Raw genomic sequence first — 17,712 nt, forward strand, 5'->3', positions numbered from 1 at the left:
AAGCTCGACAGCTGCTACAGATCAAGTATGGAATTACCGAGGATCCGCAGGTGATGTTAAAAAATGTTAGATTGAAAAAATACTTCACATAATCTGATCATTGGTAGATGATCTCCATCAGCCGGTATGACAACCTGATAACTCGACAAAAACAGGATTGCCTTGATGTTCGATGAGATCCCGACTCATGTGCTGAATGACAGCGCCCCTCAGCGGGTTTATCCGCTCGGCGCTGATCCTGTCTACCGCAGCCCTCTCTACAACGCGGCCAATGTCTGCGCCTTGCAGGCGCGCAAGCAGTCGCTGCTTTCCACTGGAGTACCCCATGAATAACAAGAATGTCGGTGTTGTCGGTCTGGGCGCGATGGGCCTGGGCATTGCTCGCTCGTTGTTGCGCAGCGGTTTCAATGTGCATGCCTGTGATGTGCGGGCTGCGGTGACTGAACAGTTTGCCGGGGAGGGCGGTGTGGCTTGCTCTTCTCCATCGCACATGGCCGCTGAGTGCGACGTGATAGTGACCGTGGTGGTCAACGCCGAGCAGACCGAAACCGTATTGTTTGGTGAGGGTGGTGCCGTGGCCGCACTGCGGCCGGGCAGTCTGGTGATCGGCTGCGCCACCGTAGCCCCGACTTACGCGGTGGATCTGGGCCAGCGCCTGGCCGCGTTGGGCCTGCTGTATCTGGATGCACCGATTTCCGGTGGCGCCGCCAAGGCGGCCGCTGGCGAGATGACCATGATGACCTCGGGTCCAGCCGACGCCTATAGCAAGGCTGAGTCGATCCTGGCGGGCATGGCCGGCAAGGTTTATCGCCTGGGTGATGTCCATGGCCTGGGGTCGAAGGTCAAAATCATCAATCAGCTGCTCGCCGGGGTGCATATTGCCGCCTCTGCCGAAGCCATGGCGCTGGGCCTGCGTGAAGGGGTCGATGCCGATGCGTTGTATGAGGTGATCACCCATAGCGCCGGTAATTCCTGGATGTTCGAAAACCGCGTACCGCACATTCTCAAGGCTGACTACACACCGTTGTCCGCGGTGGATATTTTCGTCAAGGACCTGGGCCTGGTACTGGATACCGCCCGGGCCAGCAAATTCCCGCTACCGCTGTCGGCCACCGCTCACCAGATGTTCATGCAGGCATCCAGTGCCGGCTTCGGCCGTGAGGACGATTCGGCGGTGATCAAGATTTTCCCGGGCATCGAATTGCCGACAGCCAAGCCCGAGCCCGTTTGAGGAACACCCCATGACTACCTCCACCGCACGCCCGCTGCTGGGCTGCATCGCCGACGATTTTACCGGTGCCACGGACCTTGCCAACATGCTGGTGCGCGGCGGAATGCGTACCGTGCAAAGCATCGGTATTCCGAGCGCAGACATTGCCGCCGGGCTTGACGCCGATGCGATCGTCATTGCGCTGAAGTCGCGCACCATTCCTGTCGCCGACGCGGTCGAACAGTCCCTCGCCGCGCTGGCCTGGCTGCGCGAACAAGGCTGCGAGCAGATCTTCTTCAAATACTGCTCGACGTTCGACTCCACCGCGGCCGGTAATATCGGCCAGGTCAGCGAGGCGCTACTGGCCGCGCTGGACAGTGACTTCACCCTGGCCTGTCCGGCGTTCCCGGAAAATGGCCGGACGATCTTTCGCGGCCACTTGTTTGTGCAGGATCAACTGCTCAGCGAGTCGGGCATGCAGCATCACCCGCTGACGCCGATGACCGATGCCAACCTGGTTAGGGTCCTGCAATCGCAGACCGGTCTGAATGTCGGCCTGTTGCGCTACGACACCATTGCCCGCGGCACTGAGCAGGTGCGTGCGCGAATCGCAGAGCTGAGGGCTCAAGGTGTCGGCATGGCAATCGCTGATGCCTTGTCGGACAGCGATCTGTACACCCTCGGTACCGCCTGTGCCGATCTGCCGTTGTTGACGGGTGGTTCGGGGTTGGCCCTGGGTTTGCCGGAAAATTTCCGTCGCGCCGGCAAGCTGCGCGACCTCGATGCCTCGAAGCTCCCGGCGGTATTCGGCGGGGAAGTGGTGTTGGCCGGCAGTGCTTCGATCGCCACCAATGGACAAGTGGCGGCCTGGCTCGAAGCCGGGCGGCCGGCCTTGCGCATTGATCCGTTGGCCTTGGCTGCGGGTGAACCGGTGGTGGCGCAAGCCTTGACCTTCGCCCGTGATAACGATCAAACCGTTTTGATCTACGCCACCAGCTCACCGGATGAGGTCAAGTCGGTGCAACAGCAACTGGGTGTCGAGCAGGCTGGCAGTCTGGTGGAAAACGCTTTTGGCGAAATTGCCCAAGGTCTGCGCCAGAGCGGCGTGCGTCGCTTCGTGATCGCCGGAGGAGAAACCTCGGGTGCTGTGGTTCAGGCGCTGGGCGTACAGCTGCTGCAGATCGGCGCGCAGATCGATCCGGGTGTGCCGGCGACCGTCAGCAGTACTGACGAACCTTTGGCGTTGGCACTCAAATCGGGCAACTTCGGTGGCCGCGACTTCTTCAGCAAAGCCTTGAACCAACTTGCGGAAGGTGCGCAATGAGTAACGAAAGCGCCCTGCGTGAGGAAATCTGCGAGGTTGGCCGTAGCCTTTACCAGCGCGGTTACACCGTCGGCAGCGCCGGCAATATCAGCGCACGCCTGGACGACGGCTGGTTGATCACACCGACCGATGTCTGCCTCGGGCGCCTCGATCCGGCGACCATCGCCAAGGTCAATCTGGCCGGCGAATGGGTGTCCGGTGACAAGCCTTCAAAGACCCTGGCGCTGCACCGCCAGGTCTACGACCGCAACCCGAGTGTCGGCGGCGTGGTGCATACCCATTCCACTCATCTGGTGGCGTTGACGCTGGCCGGTGTCTGGCAGGCGGACGACATCCTGCCGCCGCTGACGCCATATCAGGTGATGAAAGTCGGGCATATCCCGTTGATTGGCTACCAGCGACCCGGTTCGCCGAAGGTTGCCGAGCAAGTCGCGCAACTGGCCAATAGTGTTCGCGGCGTGATGCTCGAACGGCTTGGCCCGGTGGTCTGGGAAAGTTCGGTCTCCAGGGCCAGTTACGCCCTGGAGGAGCTCGAGGAAACCGCGCGGCTCTGGCTGATGAGCGATCCCAAACCGGAACCTCTCGACCAGTCGGCTCTGGACGAGTTGCGAGAGACCTTCGGCGCGACCTGGTAAAGCGCTGGCTTAACACGACAAATCGATACAGCAGGCCCTGTACATGAGGCGCGCAGCGACTCTCGATGGACCCGGCTTGCCTAAAAAACAATAACAACAGGAAATCCAAGCATGACTCACTTCAGATTCAGTGGCAGAACCGTTTCGTTTACCCGGCGTGGAGGGGTTCTGAAATGAGCCCTTTAGTCCTGATGATTACCGCAGCGGTGGGCATCGCGCTGTTGTTGTTCCTGGTGCTCAAGTACAAGTTCCAACCCTTCGTGGCCTTGATGCTGGTGAGCATTCTGGTGGCGCTGGTGGCCGGGGTGAAACCGGCCGATCTGGTGGCGACCATCGAAGGCGGCATGGGCAAGACCCTGGGCCATATCGCGATCATCATTGCCTTGGGCGCGATGATCGGGCGGATCATCGAGCTCTCCGGCGGTGCCGAGGCGCTGGCCAAGACCCTGATCACTCGATTCGGCAACCGGCGTACACCGCTGGCGCTGACGATTGCCGGGTTCATGGTCGGGGTGCCGGTGTTCTTCGAGGTCGGCGTGATCATCCTGATGCCGCTGGCCTATGGCATTGCGCGCAGTGCGCGTAAGCCACTGTTGGTGTTCGCGCTGCCGATGTGCGCGGCCTTGTTGACCGTACACGCCTTTCTGCCGCCACACCCGGGCGCAGTGGCCGCTGCCAGTCAGTTGGGCGCGGACCTGGGTCGCGTGCTGATGTTCGGCCTGCCGCTGACTGCGTTCCTTTGTTATGTCGGCTACCGCGTGGCCGGGCGCATGACCCGTCGGGTGTTCCCGATGACCGACGATATTCGTGCCGAGGTCTATGGCCCGCATGTCACCAACGAAGATTTGGCCGCCTGGTCCAACGGTAATGACAAGAGTGCTGAGCGCGCGGCTGTGGCCGTGTCGCACATGGGTCTGGAAGAGTCCACCAGCAGCATCGTTTCCAAGTTGCCGCCGGCACCCCCTCCAGGGTTTGGTTTGATCGTCAGCCTGATTGTGTTGCCGATTATTCTGATCCTGCTGGGAACGCTGTCCACCTCGTTGCTGCCTGCCGAATCGACCCTGCGCGGCATCATGACCGTGCTCGGCGCGCCGCTGGTGGCGCTGCTGATCGACACCTTGCTGTGTGCCTGGTTGCTGGGTTCGCGTCGGGGCTGGAGCCGTACTCAGGTGTCCGACGTGATCGGTTCGGCCTTGCCCGGTGTGGCCATGGTGATCCTGATTGCCGGTGCCGGCGGGGTGTTTGGCAAGGTGCTGGTGGATACCGGAATCGGCGCCGTAGTCTCCGATATGCTGCGCACCACCGGTCTGCCGGTGCTGGCGCTGGGCTTTCTGCTGACCATGCTGTTGCGCGCGGTGCAGGGCTCGACCACGGTGGCGCTGGTGACCACCGCCGGCATCATCAGCCCGCTGATTGCGACCCTCGATCTCACTGCGAACCACATGGCGCTGCTGTGCCTGGCCATGGGCGGTGGCGGGTTGGCCATGTCCCATATCAACGATGCCGGTTACTGGATCTTCACCAAGCTGTCCGGACTGAGCGTGGCCGACGGCTTGCGCACCTGGACGGTGTTGACCACCTTGCTCGGCACTTTGGGTTTCTGTATTACCCTGCTGATCTGGCCATTTGTCTAACGAACTGTCGACCTGTAGGAGCTACCATGCCTCGTTTTGCTGCCAACCTCAGCATGCTCTACCCGGAACATGCGTTTCTGGATCGCTTCGCCGCCGCGGCCGCCGATGGTTTCGAAGCGGTGGAGTATCTGTTTCCCTACGACTACAGCGCTGAAGAACTCAAGCAACGCTTGAGCGACAACGGCCTGGTGCAGGCACTGTTCAACGCGCCGCCCGGTGATTGGGCGGCGGGCGAGCGGGGCACGGTGTCGTTGCCGGGCCGTGAGAGTGAATTTCGTAGCGGTTTTGATCGCGCGCTGGAATACGCCTCGGTGCTGGGTAATTCACGCATCCATGTGATGGCCGGCCTGCTGCCGTCGGAAAGCGATCGCCCACGGCATCACGGCGTGTACCTGGAGAATCTGGCTTACGCTACCGCGCAGGCTGCCAAGGCTGGCATCACGGTGCTGCTGGAGCCAATCAATACACGAGACATGCCGGGCTTTTTCCTCAATCGGCAGGACCAGGCCCAGGCTATCTGCAAGGAAGTAGGCGCCAGTAACCTGAAGGTTCAGTTCGACTGCTATCACTGCCAAATCGTCGAGGGCGACCTGGCCACCAAACTGCGTCGGGACTTCGACGGCATTGGCCACATCCAGATCGCCGGCGTGCCGGATCGACATGAGCCGGACCTGGGAGAAGTCAATTACCCGTATCTGTTCGAGCTGATCGACCAGTTGGGTTATGACGGCTGGGTAGGGTGCGAATACCGGCCGCGTGGTAACACATCGGCCGGCTTGCAGTGGCTGCGTGACTGGAAGGCGCGCTAACGCCCTACGCGTTGCTATCAGAAGGCAACAACAGTTCGACTCCCTGTTTGCGAATGCCATCGGCCGCGGCCGGGGCCAATGCATCGTCGCTGAGGATAATGTCGAACTGCTCTAACCCGGCAATCTTGTACATGCTGAATGTGCCGTATTTCGAGCTGCTGGCCACCAGCACCACTTGCGAGGCCGATTGCATCGCAGCTTGTTTCACCTCCACCTTCAGCGCCGAAGGCGTGGTGAGGCCGCGACGCAAATCCCAAGAGCTGGTCGATATGAACGCGATGTCCGTGACGACCTGGCGCAAGGTGGCCACCGCCAGGCCGCCCACGCACGATTGATTGGAGTGATCCAGCTGCCCGCCGGTATGAATCACCGTGACATGGGGGGCTTCGATCAGCGCCTGGACAATGCCGAAGTCGTTAGTCACCACAGTCATGCCGGACAGCGCCTTGATGTAGGGGACGATTTCCAGCGTGCTGGTTCCCGCATCCAGGTAGATCGTCATATCGGCATGCAGTAGCCGGGCGGCGAGCTTGGCCATGGACTGCTTCTGTGGCAACTCGACCACCGCCTTGAACTGATGGCTGGGCTCACTATGGAGCTGGCTGGCGATCCGCACCCCACCCGTTACCGAATAGGCCCGACCTTCCTGCTCCAACAGCGCGATATCGCGACGTATGGTCATGTGCGAACAGTCGAACATTTCCATCAACTGATGCACGCTCAGCACCTGATGCTTGCGCAACTGTCGCAGCATCAATTCACGACGCTGTTCAGGAATCATCGGTGCGCCGCTTTCGGCGGCGATGTCCTTTTGATTAGGCATTCGGGCTCCAGATTAAGGAAAGCTGACGGTCAAACATAGTAGCGAATCTGTGGCGGGATCAGTAGCGCGGCGATGGGACGGGGCCGGGCGACAATGACTGTCACTCTGACTTGATGGGTGCCTGGGACTAAAATTGAGTCACGTTTCGCGTGGAGAGGGCTTCCTGCTCTTTCGATAAGTAGCGAGTGAAGGCACAATGCGCATCCTTTTTTGGCTGGCCTTGCCGGAGGCGCCTCGAAATGATCAAAACGCCGTACTACCTCATCGATAAACAAAAGCTGCTGGCGAACATGCAGAAGATCGCCTATGTGCGCGAACAGTCCGGGGCCAAGGCGCTCCTGGCACTCAAGTGCTTCGCCACCTGGTCGGTGTTCGACCTGATGCAGCAATACATGGACGGCACCACGTCGTCGTCGCTCTACGAGCTCAAGCTCGGTCGACAGAAGTTCGCTGGCGAGACCCATGCCTACAGCGTGGCCTGGGCCGACGACGAGATCGAGGAGATGCTCGACAACTGCGACAAGATCATCTTCAACTCCATCGGTCAGTTGCAACGCTACACTGAAGCTTCAGCAGGCAAGGTGCGTGGCCTGCGGGTCAATCCACAGGTGAGCAGCTCGGATTATCTGCTGGCCGACCCTGCGCGGCCGTTCAGCCGTCTGGGCGAGTGGGACCCGGTGAAGATCGAGCAGGTCATCGAGCAGATCTCTGGCTTCATGTTCCACAACAACTGCGAGAACGGTGATTTCGGCCTGTTCGACCAGATGCTGTGCACCATCGAAGAACGCTTCGGCGACTTGCTGCACAAGGTCGAGTGGGTCAGCCTCGGTGGCGGTATCCATTTCACGGGTGAAGGCTACGCGATCGACGAGTTCTGCGCGCGTCTCAAGGCCTTTTCGCAAAAATACGGCGTGCAGGTTTACCTGGAACCGGGCGAAGCGGCCATCACGCAGAGCGCGTCGCTGGAAGTCACCGTTCTCGACACCCTCTACAACGGCAAGCACCTGGCGGTTGTGGACAGCTCCATCGAAGCGCATATGCTCGACCTGCTGATCTATCGCCTGAATGCCAAGCTGGCGCCTAGCGATGGCGAGCACACGTACATGGTGTGCGGCAAATCCTGCCTGGCCGGAGACATTTTCGGTGAGTATCAATTTGATCGTCCGCTGGCGATCGGGGATCGGCTGTCGTTCATCGACGCAGCGGGTTACACCATGGTCAAGAAGAACTGGTTCAACGGCCTGAAAATGCCGTCCATCGTAGTGAAACAACTCGACGGTACTGTCGAGGTGGTTCGTGAATTTGGTTACAACGACTACATGTCCAGCCTTTCGTAAGCTGGCTGAGAAGGAGAGAGAGAAAAATTGAAGAAGAACGTGCTTATCATTGGTGCAGGAGGTGTCGCCAAGGTGGTGGCCCACAAGTGCGCGCAGCACAACGATGAACTCGGTCGTATTGCTATCGCGTCGCGCAACATCTCCAAGTGCCAGGCCATCATCGACAGCGTCAAGGCCAAGGGCAGCCTCAAAGTGCCCGCCGATATCCAGGCCTTCGCGCTGAACGCTATGGATGTCGAAGCGACCAAGGCGCTGATCCGCGAAACCGGATCGCAGATCGTCATCAACGTCGGTTCCGCCTTCCTCAACATGTCGGTGCTGCGCGCCTGCATCGATACCGGCGTGGCCTATCTGGACACCGCCATTCACGAAGAACCGGGCAAAATCTGCGAGACGCCGCCCTGGTATGGCAACTACGAGTGGAACCACCTCGAAGAGTGCAAAGAGAAGAACATTACCGCCATTCTCGGCGTGGGCTTCGACCCGGGTGTGGTCAACGCCTATGCAGCACTGGCGCAACAACAGTATTTCGACCGCATTGATTCGATCGACATTCTCGACGTCAATGCCGGTTCCCATGGCAAGTATTTCGCCACCAATTTCGACCCGGAAATCAACTTCCGCGAATTCACCGGACAAGTGTGGAGCTGGCAGAACAGCCAGTGGACCAGCAACACGATGTTCGAAGTCAAACGCACCGACTACCTGCCGGTCGTAGGCGCGCAGAACCTGTACCTGACCGGCCACGATGAAGTGCACTCGCTGTCGAAGAACCTCGACGTGCCCAACGTGCGTTTCTGGATGAGCTTCGGCGAGCACTACATCAATGTGTTCACCGTGCTCAGGAACCTCGGCCTGCTCTCCGAGCAACCGGTCAAGACCGCCGAAGGCCTGGAAGTCGTGCCGCTGAAAGTGGTCAAGGCCGTGCTGCCTGACCCGAGCTCGCTGGCGCCTGGCTACACCGGCAAGACCTGCATCGGCGACCTGGTCAAGGGCACCAAGGATGGCCAGCCGCGCGAGGTGTTCATCTACAACGTGGCTGATCATGAAGACGCTTACGCGGAAACTGACAGCCAGGGCATTTCCTATACCGCAGGCGTGCCGCCCGTGGCAGCAGCCCTGCTGGTCGCCCGCGGCGAGTGGGACGTGCAGCGCATGGCCAACGTCGAGGAGCTTCCGGCTGAGCCGTTCCTCAAGGCCCTGGATGTGATGGGCCTGCCGACCCGCATCAAGGACGAGAATGGAGATCGTCCGTGGAGCTGAAACGCTTGAGGCTCGCCACATACAGGTGAACCTCGTTTCCCGCTCCATACGCAAAAACGCCGCTCATTGAGCGGCGTTTTGGTTTGTGCGTTGTGGGGAATGCAACATTCCCGCCCGTCACCCACATGGAAACCCGGCCCGTCGAACCGGCACTAACCCGTGGTTGCGTGGTCAGTAACTGGCGCCTGAAGCGACGAGGATCGTCTCTGATAGCGGCGCATCCGGCTACGTTTAGTGTTTTCTCCAATGCCTTGGGGCAAAAAAACTCGCGATGGATTGCGTCCTGGACCGACTTTTCCTTTTGCGGGCGACACTCTATGGGTTTGCTTCTCGATCCGCGTCATGACATTGATGCCGCTTTATTAAGCTATCGCCGAGTGTTCTGGTCGCTGGCGCTGTTCAGTGGGGTGATCAACCTGCTGGTGCTGGTGCCGTCGCTCTACATGATGCAGGTGTACGACCGGGTCCTCACCAGCCGCAACGAAACCACCTTGTTCATGCTCACCTTGATCGCCCTGGGATTGTTCATGTTCAGCGCCCTGATCGAGTGGGCACGTGGCGAGGTGATGATTCGCATGAGCGCGGGGCTGGACGATGCCTTGGGCGAGCGGATTTTCGACGCTGCCTTCACCCGCAGCCTGCGCGAGCACAACGCTAACCCGGCGCAGGTGCTCACCGATCTGGCGACGCTGCGGCAGTTGATCACCGGCCAGGGCCTGATCGCCTTGCTCGATGCGCCGTGGTTGCCAATCTTCCTGCTGGTGGCGTTCATCTTTCATCCCTGGTTCGGCGTGCTGACGCTGGTTCTGGCGCTGGTGCTGATCAGCCTGGCGCTGTGGGGCGAGTTGGCGACTCGCACACGTTTGGGCGAAGCCAATCGCCTGGGCGTGCAGTCGTCGATCTATGTAAACAGCACGTTACAAAATGCCGAAGTCATCCAGGCCCTGGGCATGCTCGGGCCGTTGCGCCAGCGTTGGAGTCTGCTGCAGCAACGCATCATTGCCGCCCAGGCCCATGCCAGCGACCGCGGCGCGCGCATCACTTCGATGACCCGTTTCGTGCGCATTTCCGGACAGTCTCTAGCCCTGGGCCTGGGGGCGTTGCTGGTGCTTGAAGGCCAATTGTCGGCGGGCATGATGATTGCGATGTCGCTGCTGCTGGGGCGTGCCCTGGCACCCGTGGAAATCGCCATTGGCTCGTGGAAGCAATTCAACTCCGGCCGCCAGAGCTACCAGCGCCTGAGTCAACTGCTTGCCCAGCATCCGCGCGAGCGCCTGCGCATGCCTTTGCCACCGCCCACCGGGGCAGTGCGCCTGGAGCAATTGTATGTCGGCCCGCCCGGCGCCTCGCAACCGATCCTGCGGGGCATCAATTTCAGCCTGGCCAAAGGTGATGTACTCGCCGTCGTCGGCCCCAGCGCCAGTGGTAAATCAACACTGGCCAGGGCGATGGTCGGCGTATGGCCGGCCATGGGCGGTTCGGTGCGCCTGGACGACGCCGAGATCAGTCAATGGTCCCACGACGCTCTGGGCCCGCACCTTGGATACCTGCCGCAGGACATCGAGCTGTTCGACGGCAGTGTGGCCGACAACATTGCCCGCTTCGGCGAGCAGGACGCCGACAAGATCATCGCCGCCGGGCGTCACGCCGGCATTCACGAGATAATCCTGAGGTTCCCCAAGGGTTACGACACGCCGCTGGGCCCCGGCGGGCTTGGCTTGTCCGGTGGACAAAAGCAACGCCTCGGCCTGGCTCGAGCACTCTATGGGCACCCGTCACTGATCGTGCTCGATGAACCCAACTCCAACCTCGATGAAGCCGGAGAACTGGCACTGGTGCAGGCCATCAGTGCGCTCAAGGCTGCTGGCAGCACCGTAGTGCTGATTACCCACCGGCCTAATGTGCTGGCGGTGGTCGATCACATTCTGGTACTCAAGGACGGCACTCAACAAGCATTCGGCCCACGGGATCGGGTGCTCAAGGCATTGATGCCGGTGCCTAGGACGGCCGCGGTCAGGGGGGCTGGCGAAGATGCTTGATCTGACCCCTGAGGCACAAATCGAGCAAGGTCTGAGCGTGCGCAACACCACGGCGCTGCCCAGCGCCAGTACCGACGCCGGCGGTGCGGCGCGCTATGGTGTGGGTTTTCTGGTCCTGACGCTGGGCGGCTTCCTGCTCTGGGCCTGCCTGGCGCCGCTCGACCAAGGTGTCGTGGGCAGCGGCACCGTGGTGGTGGCGGGCGAACGCAAGGCTGTGCAGTCGTTGGTCGGTGGGGTGGTGGAAAAGCTGCTGGTCAGCGATGGCGACCGCGTCACCCAGGGGCAGTTGCTGGTGCAGCTCAATACGGTGCAGGCGCAGTCACAACTGGACGTGACCCTGGGCAAGTTGCTCAACGATCGCAGCGTCGAGGCCCGGTTGATTGCCGAGCGCCTGGGTTCTGCCGAGATTCAATGGCCCGCTGAACTGCTGGAACATGCGCACGAGCCGCGGGTCAAGGCGGCCATGGCCTTGCAGAGCCAGTTGTTTCTGACTCGCCGCGCAGAGCTGGGCAGCCGCTTGCAAATCATCGAACACGAAGTCGCGGCATTGCAGCAGCAATTGCTCGGCTACGAAGGCGTCAAGCGCAACTACGACACGCAGATGCGCTTCCAGCAGCAAGAGCTGGAAGGCCTGCGTGGTTTGGCCCGTGAAGGTTACATTCCGCGCAATAAACTCTTCGAGGCCGAGCGCAACGCGGCCCAGTTGGCCGGGCAGATTTCCTCCGGAGTGGGCGATGTCGGCAGGACCCGCCAGGCGATCAATGAAAGCCGGCTAAAGGCCTTGCAGGCGCAGCAGGAATTTCGCCGCGATGCCGAAACCCAGCTCAGCGAGGTCTCTGCCGAGGCGGCAGGTTTTGCCGATCAGATTCGTGCCTTGCAGTTTGAAGTCGACAACGGTGCGATCCGTGCGCCGGTGTCCGGGCAGGTCATGGACGTGAACATTCATACGGTCGGGGGCGTTGCGCAGGCCGGCCAAACCCTGATGCAGGTGGTGCCGCTGGATGCGCCGATGGCGATCACCGCGCGTTTCGAGCCGCTGATGGCCAATAAGTTGCGCCCGGGTCTGCCGGTGCATGTGCATTTCACCGCGCTGCAACGGGTGGATACGCCGACGATCACCGGCACGGTGACTACGGTGTCGGCGGACCAGTTGATCAATGAACAGACGCACCAGCCGTACTTTTCCGCCAAGGTCGAAATTCCCGCCGACACCGTCGCCTCTCTGCAGGCCGCCGGCCTGCTGGTGCGCCCCGGCATGCTCGCCGATGTCACGGTGGTGACGGGGGAGCGCACCTTGATGAATTACTTGATGAAACCTTTGCGCGAACGCTTGCTTGCTGCCTTCAAAGAGGAATGAGCATGTTGTGGCGAGGGGATTTATCCCCCGTTGGGCTGCGAAGCAGCCCTGACATCTGCAGTCGCGGTATGTCAGGCTGACTTCAATTAGCTTCTTTGGCGCCGCTACGCAGCGCAACGGGCCACATTGGGTCTGCGGTGGTCTTCAATTTTTCGGGCACTGCAATTCCCTTGTGGGAGCGAGCCTGCTCGCTCCCACAAGAGGTCAGGCTGTAAAGTCGCTGGCGTGCAGCTCCTGGACGCCCACCAATTCGAACTCGAACTCGGGGGTGGCGTCGGCGTTGACACTGCCGTAGAGAACACCATCGGCAAAGCGCAGTTGGCCGGTGGCGTTGGTGGGGTCGAAGGCGTTGCTGCCGATGAACGTGAAGGCGTCGACAGTGGCGGTCAGCGGGTTGGCGTCCAGGCCGGTAAGATCCAGATGATCACCCTCGGTGGTCTTGAAGCCGCTGATCACATCGCGCAAAGCCCCGACGCCCATGTCCGACAGCACACCAAACGCGTAGGTATCCGCGCCGGTGCCACCGGTGAGGTTGTCGGTGCCTGCACCGCCGATCAGCCGGTCATCGCCCGAACCTCCCACCAGCGAATCGTTGCCCGCACCACCGTTCAGAACGTTCGCGGCGCTGTTGCCCGACAGACTGTCGGCGTAGGCGCTTCCCGTCACGTTTTCTAAGAATTTCAGGGTATCGAGCCCAGACCCCACGGTGTTTTGTTGCGCTGACGTCGAGAGGTTTACGGTAACGCCGGACAGGGCGCGCTCAAAGGACACCGTGTCAATGCCATCGCGCCCGTCCAGCACATTGTTGCCGGCTCCGGCGAACAGCGTGTTGTCCAACGCGTTGCCCGTGCCATTGGCGGCGCCAGTACTATCAATGTAAAGACGCTCGACGTTGGTGCCGAGGGTATAGGCCGCCAGTCTGCTGTGCACGCTGTCGATCCCTCCAAGCGCCGCGTTGCTGTTGGTTTCGATCACTGCGTCGTCGGCGTTGTCGACATAGTAGGTGTCGTTGCCATCGCCGCCGCTCATGCTGTCGTCCCCTGCGGCACCATCGAGTACGTTATTGGCGGCATTGCCGGTGATGAAGTTGTGCCGCTCATTGCCGGTGCCGTTGATGGCCGACACGCCGGTGAGCACCAGGTTCTCGAGATTGGCGCCCAGGGTCCAGCTGACCGAGGCCAGCACCGTATCGATCTGCGAGGTCGAGGTGTTGGTTTCCACGACGCGGTCGGACGTGTTATCGACCACGTAGATGTCGTTGCCATCACCACCGGTCATGGTGTCGGCACCCAGGCCACCATCCAGTTTGTCGTTGCCCGAACTGCCCACCAGGGTATCCGCCTGGCTAGTACCGGAAATCATGTTCTGAGCGTTGTCGAAAATGTCCTGCACGCTGTTGTTGTCGTTGGGGTTGCCCTGGAAGCCAAGGTCATTGGCAATGTAGTCGGCCAGGCGCTGGCCGACGATCTCCGCCGACTCCTCGTGCAGGTGCCAGACGTCGTCGGGATACGCCAGCGGATCGACTTCGTGGCGCAAGGGCAGGTCGGTGTAGTCCACCGCCAGCTTGACGTCGGCGCGCTCGGCGGCGATGGCTTCCTGGGCGGCGCGGACATAGCCAACCCCCTCGACGATGGAGGCAATCTTGTCTTCCGAATAACCACGGGTACGCGCCGCGTCTTGCTCGTAGTGACCGGTTTCCATCATGTATACGCTGAAGTTGCCGAGCTGGGCATGCAGGTAATCAAACACCTTCAAGGTCGCGGCCTTGTAGGCCGCTGCTGCCGCTGGTTTGTCCGTGGCGCGGGCGATCTCCTGGGCGGCTTCCTCGCCCTGGCCCCAAATGATGCCCATGGTGACGTTATTGATGGATTGCAGTTCGGTAAGCTGGTCCCGCAGCAGCGTCACGGCGCGCAACAGCGCAGCCCCGGGTTGGTTGGTGTCGGTCAGCCACCAGCACAACTTGAGTTCCTCGGCGCTGAGAGTCGACAGGCCGGTGACCGTGCTGCCGCCCACCGCGATATCGATGCCGTTGCCATCGGCGTCGGTGAACTGGCTGCGCACATCATAGGTGGTGTAGCGGTCCAGATCGTTGACCAGCGTCGAGGTGCCGGACTGATTGTCGTCCTCCGTCATGCGCAGCAGGCGCGCATTGGATTGGCCGAGGGTGGGCACGTAGAGGATGTTCTGCTGGGCGCGCTCGCCGAAGACGAAGTCGCTGGCGGTCAGGGTGTTGAGGTAGTTGCCGTTGAGGGCGATTTCGAAGCGATTGCCATCGGCGTCGGCCTCGGCGGATTTGATGTAGGTCTTGTCGCCGGCCGCGTTGAGGGTGATGTACAGCGTTCCATTGCTGCCATCGCCGAGGCCGATAAAGCCTAGGCCCGAAACATCGATTTTGTCGACGCCCGCGGTGAAGTCATAAATCGTGTCGGTGGCCGTGACACCGCCGGTGTCATAGTCGCGGTAGCTGTCGAGTACGTTGGTGTAGCGGAAGGTGTCGGCACCGTCGCCGCCATACAGCGAGTCGCGTCCGGCACCGCCGTCGACGGTGTCCGCGCCGGTGCCGGCCTTGATTGTGTCGTTGCCACCGAGGCCGAGGATCAGGTCTGCGCCCGCCGTGCCGTTGAGGGTTTCGGCATTGTTGGTGCCGGTGATGGTGTTGGTGGGCGCATCGGCCACTACCAGGGCGTAGCTGTCGCTGACCGACGCACCTGAAGGATCGGTGGCCTTGACCAGTACGTTGTAATTGCCGGACGCGGTGCTGGTCGGCGTGCCGGTGAAGGTCAGGCTGGTGGCGTTGAAACTCAGCCAAGCGGGTAGGGCGCTGCCATCGGCCAGGGTCGCGGTGTAGCTGAGGCTATCGTTATCCGGATCGGTAAAACTGGTGGCCGGCACCGTGTAGCTGAACGGGGTGTTCTCGGTCGCGTTCTGATCCAGCAACGCCGTCGCCACCACCGGCGCATGGTTGACCGTTGGCGAAGTGGCAAAAACGAAATTGGCGCTGGTCAACTTACCAAGGTAGTTGCCGTCCAGTGCCACTTCGAAGCGGTTGCCATTGGCGTCGGCGGTCAGGGACTTGATGTACGTCTTGGTGCCGGCACTGTTGAGCACCAGGTACACGGTGTTGTTCTTGCCATCACCCAGGCCGGTGAAGCCCATGGCCGAGAGGTCGATCTTGTCGGCGGTGATATCGAAATCGGTGATCAGGTCGCCAAGGTTGGCGCCGCCGGTGTTGTAGTTGCGATAACTGTCCAGACGGTTGGAGAACACGAAGGTGTCCGCCCCGGCGCCACCGGTGAGGGTGTCCATACCGGCGCCACCGTCGAGCCTGTCGTCGCCCGCGCCGCCATTGAGGCTGTCGTTACCCGCGAGGCCGAGCAGGGTGTCGGCCGAATCGCTACCCAGCAGCGAGTCGCTGCCGCTGGTACCAGTGACCACCCGATTGAAGATGAAATTGCTGGCGGTCAGGGTGCTGGCGAGGTTGCCAGAGAGAATCAACTCAAAGCGATTGCCGCTGGCGTCGGCATCGTAATCCTTGATGTAGGTGCGGTCGTTGCTGGCGCTGTAGCTGACCTGCAAGGTGCCGCCACGGCCATTGCCCAGGCCCGTGAAGCCGAGGCCGGCGAGGTCGATCTTGTCCTGGGTGACGTCGAAGTCGGTGATGGTGTCATCGAAGCTTGCGGTTGCGTTGCGGTAACTGTCGGACTGAATGACAAAACGGAACGTATCGGCGCCGGTACCGCCGGTGAGTTTGTCGATGCCTGCACCCCCCACCAGAATGTCGCCACCGGCCCCGCCATTGATGGTGTCATTGCCGGCACCGCCGAAGAAAATTTCGCTGGCGGCGCTGCCCAGCAGGGTGTCGTTGCCAGCCGTGCCTTGCACGGTGGTCATCGGCACCGTGGCGCTGACGTAGCTGCCGTCACCATAGACCAGCGTGGCACCGTTGCTGGTGTGACTGATGGTGTTGCCGATGATGGCGTTGCGATCGGTGCCGTCTTCATTGCGCTCTGCAACGCCGTAGGTCGACAGGTTGCTGCCGCTGATGATGTTGCCCTGGATCGTGTTGTCGCTGCCGTTGAAGTACTTGCCGGACACGCCCGCGGTGTCGTCGTAGGACTGGATGATGATTTCCGGTACGGGGTTGCCCAGGGAATTGTTGTTGAGCGTGTTGTCGATGATCTCGACGTGGTTGCTGCCGTAGATGCGGATCCCGGCGCTGGCGTTGTCGTGAATCTCGACGCCACTGACGGTCACCTCGCTGGACAGTTTGATCAGCACCCCTTCGGCGCCGTTGCCGTACACCTCGCCACCGGTGATGGTGATGTTGCTGGGGGAGGGGATGTCCTCGCTGCCGCGCTGCACCACGATGCCATTGCCGCCGTTGTCGTAGGCGACGTTATTGGTCATGGTGAAATCGTGGGTGCTGGTGACGACGTTGAAACCGTGTCGGTCATTGTCGTAGGCGACGTTGTTTTCGAAGGTGCTGTCGCTGAGGAAGTCAGCAACGAAGCCGTCCAGGCCATTGCCGTGGGACACGCTGTTCTTGATGACCATGTTGACGGTCTGCTCGTGGGGGTCGAAACCGTACCCGGAGCAATCTTTTATCTCGACGCTGTCGAGGGTGACGTTGGAGTCGTAGCCTGCTTCGCCGGGAATGTAGCCGTTGAACCAACCGTCGATCTTGCCCGTGGTGTTGTTACGGTTGCCGTCGATGGTGAGGTTGCTGACGCCAAAGTCGTGGGTTTCCTCGCCATAGGCTGAGCGGATGATACCCGTGATCTTGGTGTCGGAGCCGTCAGCCACCTTGACGGTGGTTTCGCCCATACCGTCGCCGTACAGGTAGACGTTGCTCTTGAGCATCAGGCAACCGTCGGAGGGTTCCTCACCTCCCGAAACGATATAAGTTCCGGTCGGCATATACACCTGCCCACCACCTGCGGCGGCCGCTGCATTAATCGCACTTTGTATCGCCGCCGTGTCGTCTGTAATGCCATCTCCTTTGGCGCCAAAATTTTGTACATTGAAAATCATGAGCTTATCTCCGTATCAGGCGAAAACCTCGGTAGATGCCAATATTCCATCGACAGCTACCGTGTTATGACCCAACGGAGCGCAAAAGTTGTGACCGCATATCGGGGAAGCGTCAAAAAACCGAACTAACTGATTAGCGGTTGTGAGGTGTTTCGTAAAAGTAACGCTCTGTTGACGCTCGCTCAGTTAGCGAGCGATGCCGCAGTGGAAGGCGTGAGCGGCGGAATATAGGTATTAGCGGCCGTGCTTT

Annotated in this window: 12 protein-coding genes; 10 read left to right on the plus strand and 2 right to left on the minus strand. The window is 60.8% G+C overall.

Annotated elements, in window-relative coordinates; genetic code table 11:
* The first annotated feature begins 165 nt into the window (after positions 1–165).
* From ACSQ87_RS16400 to otnI, 6 genes are all read left to right on the plus strand, one after another.
* The gene (locus tag ACSQ87_RS16400) at positions 166–333 is read left to right on the plus strand and encodes a hypothetical protein (protein WP_223430989.1); all 168 of its coding nucleotides are present in this window, start codon (positions 166–168) and stop codon (positions 331–333) included.
* Positions 326–1,231 carry an L-threonate dehydrogenase gene (gene ltnD / locus ACSQ87_RS16405; RefSeq protein WP_223430988.1) on the plus strand — a complete coding sequence of 302 codons (906 nt, stop codon included), beginning with the start codon at positions 326–328 and terminating at the stop codon, positions 1,229–1,231. The genes ACSQ87_RS16400 and ltnD overlap by 8 nt, the downstream gene beginning before the upstream one ends.
* A gap of 10 nt (positions 1,232–1,241) precedes the next feature.
* Positions 1,242–2,534: a 3-oxo-tetronate kinase gene (gene otnK / locus ACSQ87_RS16410; RefSeq protein WP_223430987.1), complete on the plus strand. Its 1,293-nt coding sequence runs from the start codon at positions 1,242–1,244 to the stop codon at positions 2,532–2,534.
* On the plus strand, positions 2,531–3,169 hold the full coding sequence (gene otnC, locus ACSQ87_RS16415) for a 3-oxo-tetronate 4-phosphate decarboxylase (RefSeq protein ID WP_056742280.1): 639 nt from the start codon (positions 2,531–2,533) through the stop codon (positions 3,167–3,169). Before otnK ends, otnC begins: the two co-directional genes overlap by 4 nt.
* A gap of 173 nt (positions 3,170–3,342) precedes the next feature.
* Entirely contained in the window at positions 3,343–4,803 is a 1,461-nt protein-coding gene (locus tag ACSQ87_RS16420; protein ID WP_223430986.1) for a GntT/GntP/DsdX family permease, read from the plus strand.
* Positions 4,804–4,829: 26 nt separating this feature from the next.
* On the plus strand, positions 4,830–5,612 hold the full coding sequence (otnI, locus tag ACSQ87_RS16425) for a 2-oxo-tetronate isomerase (RefSeq protein ID WP_223430985.1): 783 nt from the start codon (positions 4,830–4,832) through the stop codon (positions 5,610–5,612).
* A 4-nt stretch (positions 5,613–5,616) separates the two neighbouring features.
* Here the strand turns inward: otnI and ACSQ87_RS16430 are convergent, their stop codons facing one another.
* The gene (locus tag ACSQ87_RS16430; protein ID WP_223430984.1) at positions 5,617–6,435 is read right to left on the minus strand and encodes a DeoR/GlpR family DNA-binding transcription regulator; all 819 of its coding nucleotides are present in this window, start codon (positions 6,433–6,435) and stop codon (positions 5,617–5,619) included.
* A gap of 239 nt (positions 6,436–6,674) precedes the next feature.
* Here ACSQ87_RS16430 and nspC point away from each other — a divergent pair, with 239 nt between their 5' ends.
* The 4 genes from nspC to ACSQ87_RS16450 all read left to right on the plus strand — a co-directional run bounded on the left by nspC (position 6,675) and on the right by ACSQ87_RS16450 (position 12,431).
* Positions 6,675–7,772, plus strand: coding sequence for a carboxynorspermidine decarboxylase (nspC, locus tag ACSQ87_RS16435; RefSeq protein WP_223430983.1), 1,098 nt, complete (start codon positions 6,675–6,677; stop codon positions 7,770–7,772).
* Between the two features lie 27 nt (positions 7,773–7,799).
* A complete protein-coding gene (locus tag ACSQ87_RS16440; RefSeq protein WP_223430982.1) occupies positions 7,800–9,035 on the plus strand; it encodes a saccharopine dehydrogenase family protein in 1,236 nt (411 codons plus the stop codon).
* A 317-nt stretch (positions 9,036–9,352) separates the two neighbouring features.
* Entirely contained in the window at positions 9,353–11,074 is a 1,722-nt protein-coding gene (locus tag ACSQ87_RS16445) for a type I secretion system permease/ATPase (RefSeq protein ID WP_223430980.1), read from the plus strand.
* On the plus strand, positions 11,067–12,431 hold the full coding sequence (locus ACSQ87_RS16450; protein ID WP_223430978.1) for an HlyD family type I secretion periplasmic adaptor subunit: 1,365 nt from the start codon (positions 11,067–11,069) through the stop codon (positions 12,429–12,431). The genes ACSQ87_RS16445 and ACSQ87_RS16450 overlap by 8 nt, the downstream gene beginning before the upstream one ends.
* Before the next feature lie 204 nt (positions 12,432–12,635).
* On the opposite strand, the gene ACSQ87_RS16455 is transcribed toward ACSQ87_RS16450, so the two are convergent.
* A complete protein-coding gene (locus ACSQ87_RS16455; protein WP_223430977.1) occupies positions 12,636–17,462 on the minus strand; it encodes a M10 family metallopeptidase C-terminal domain-containing protein in 4,827 nt (1,608 codons plus the stop codon).
* Positions 17,463–17,712: the final 250 nt, after the last annotated feature.

Source organism: Pseudomonas sp. LjRoot277, assembly GCF_964253845.1.
Taxonomy (GTDB): Bacteria; Pseudomonadota; Gammaproteobacteria; order Pseudomonadales; family Pseudomonadaceae; genus Aquipseudomonas.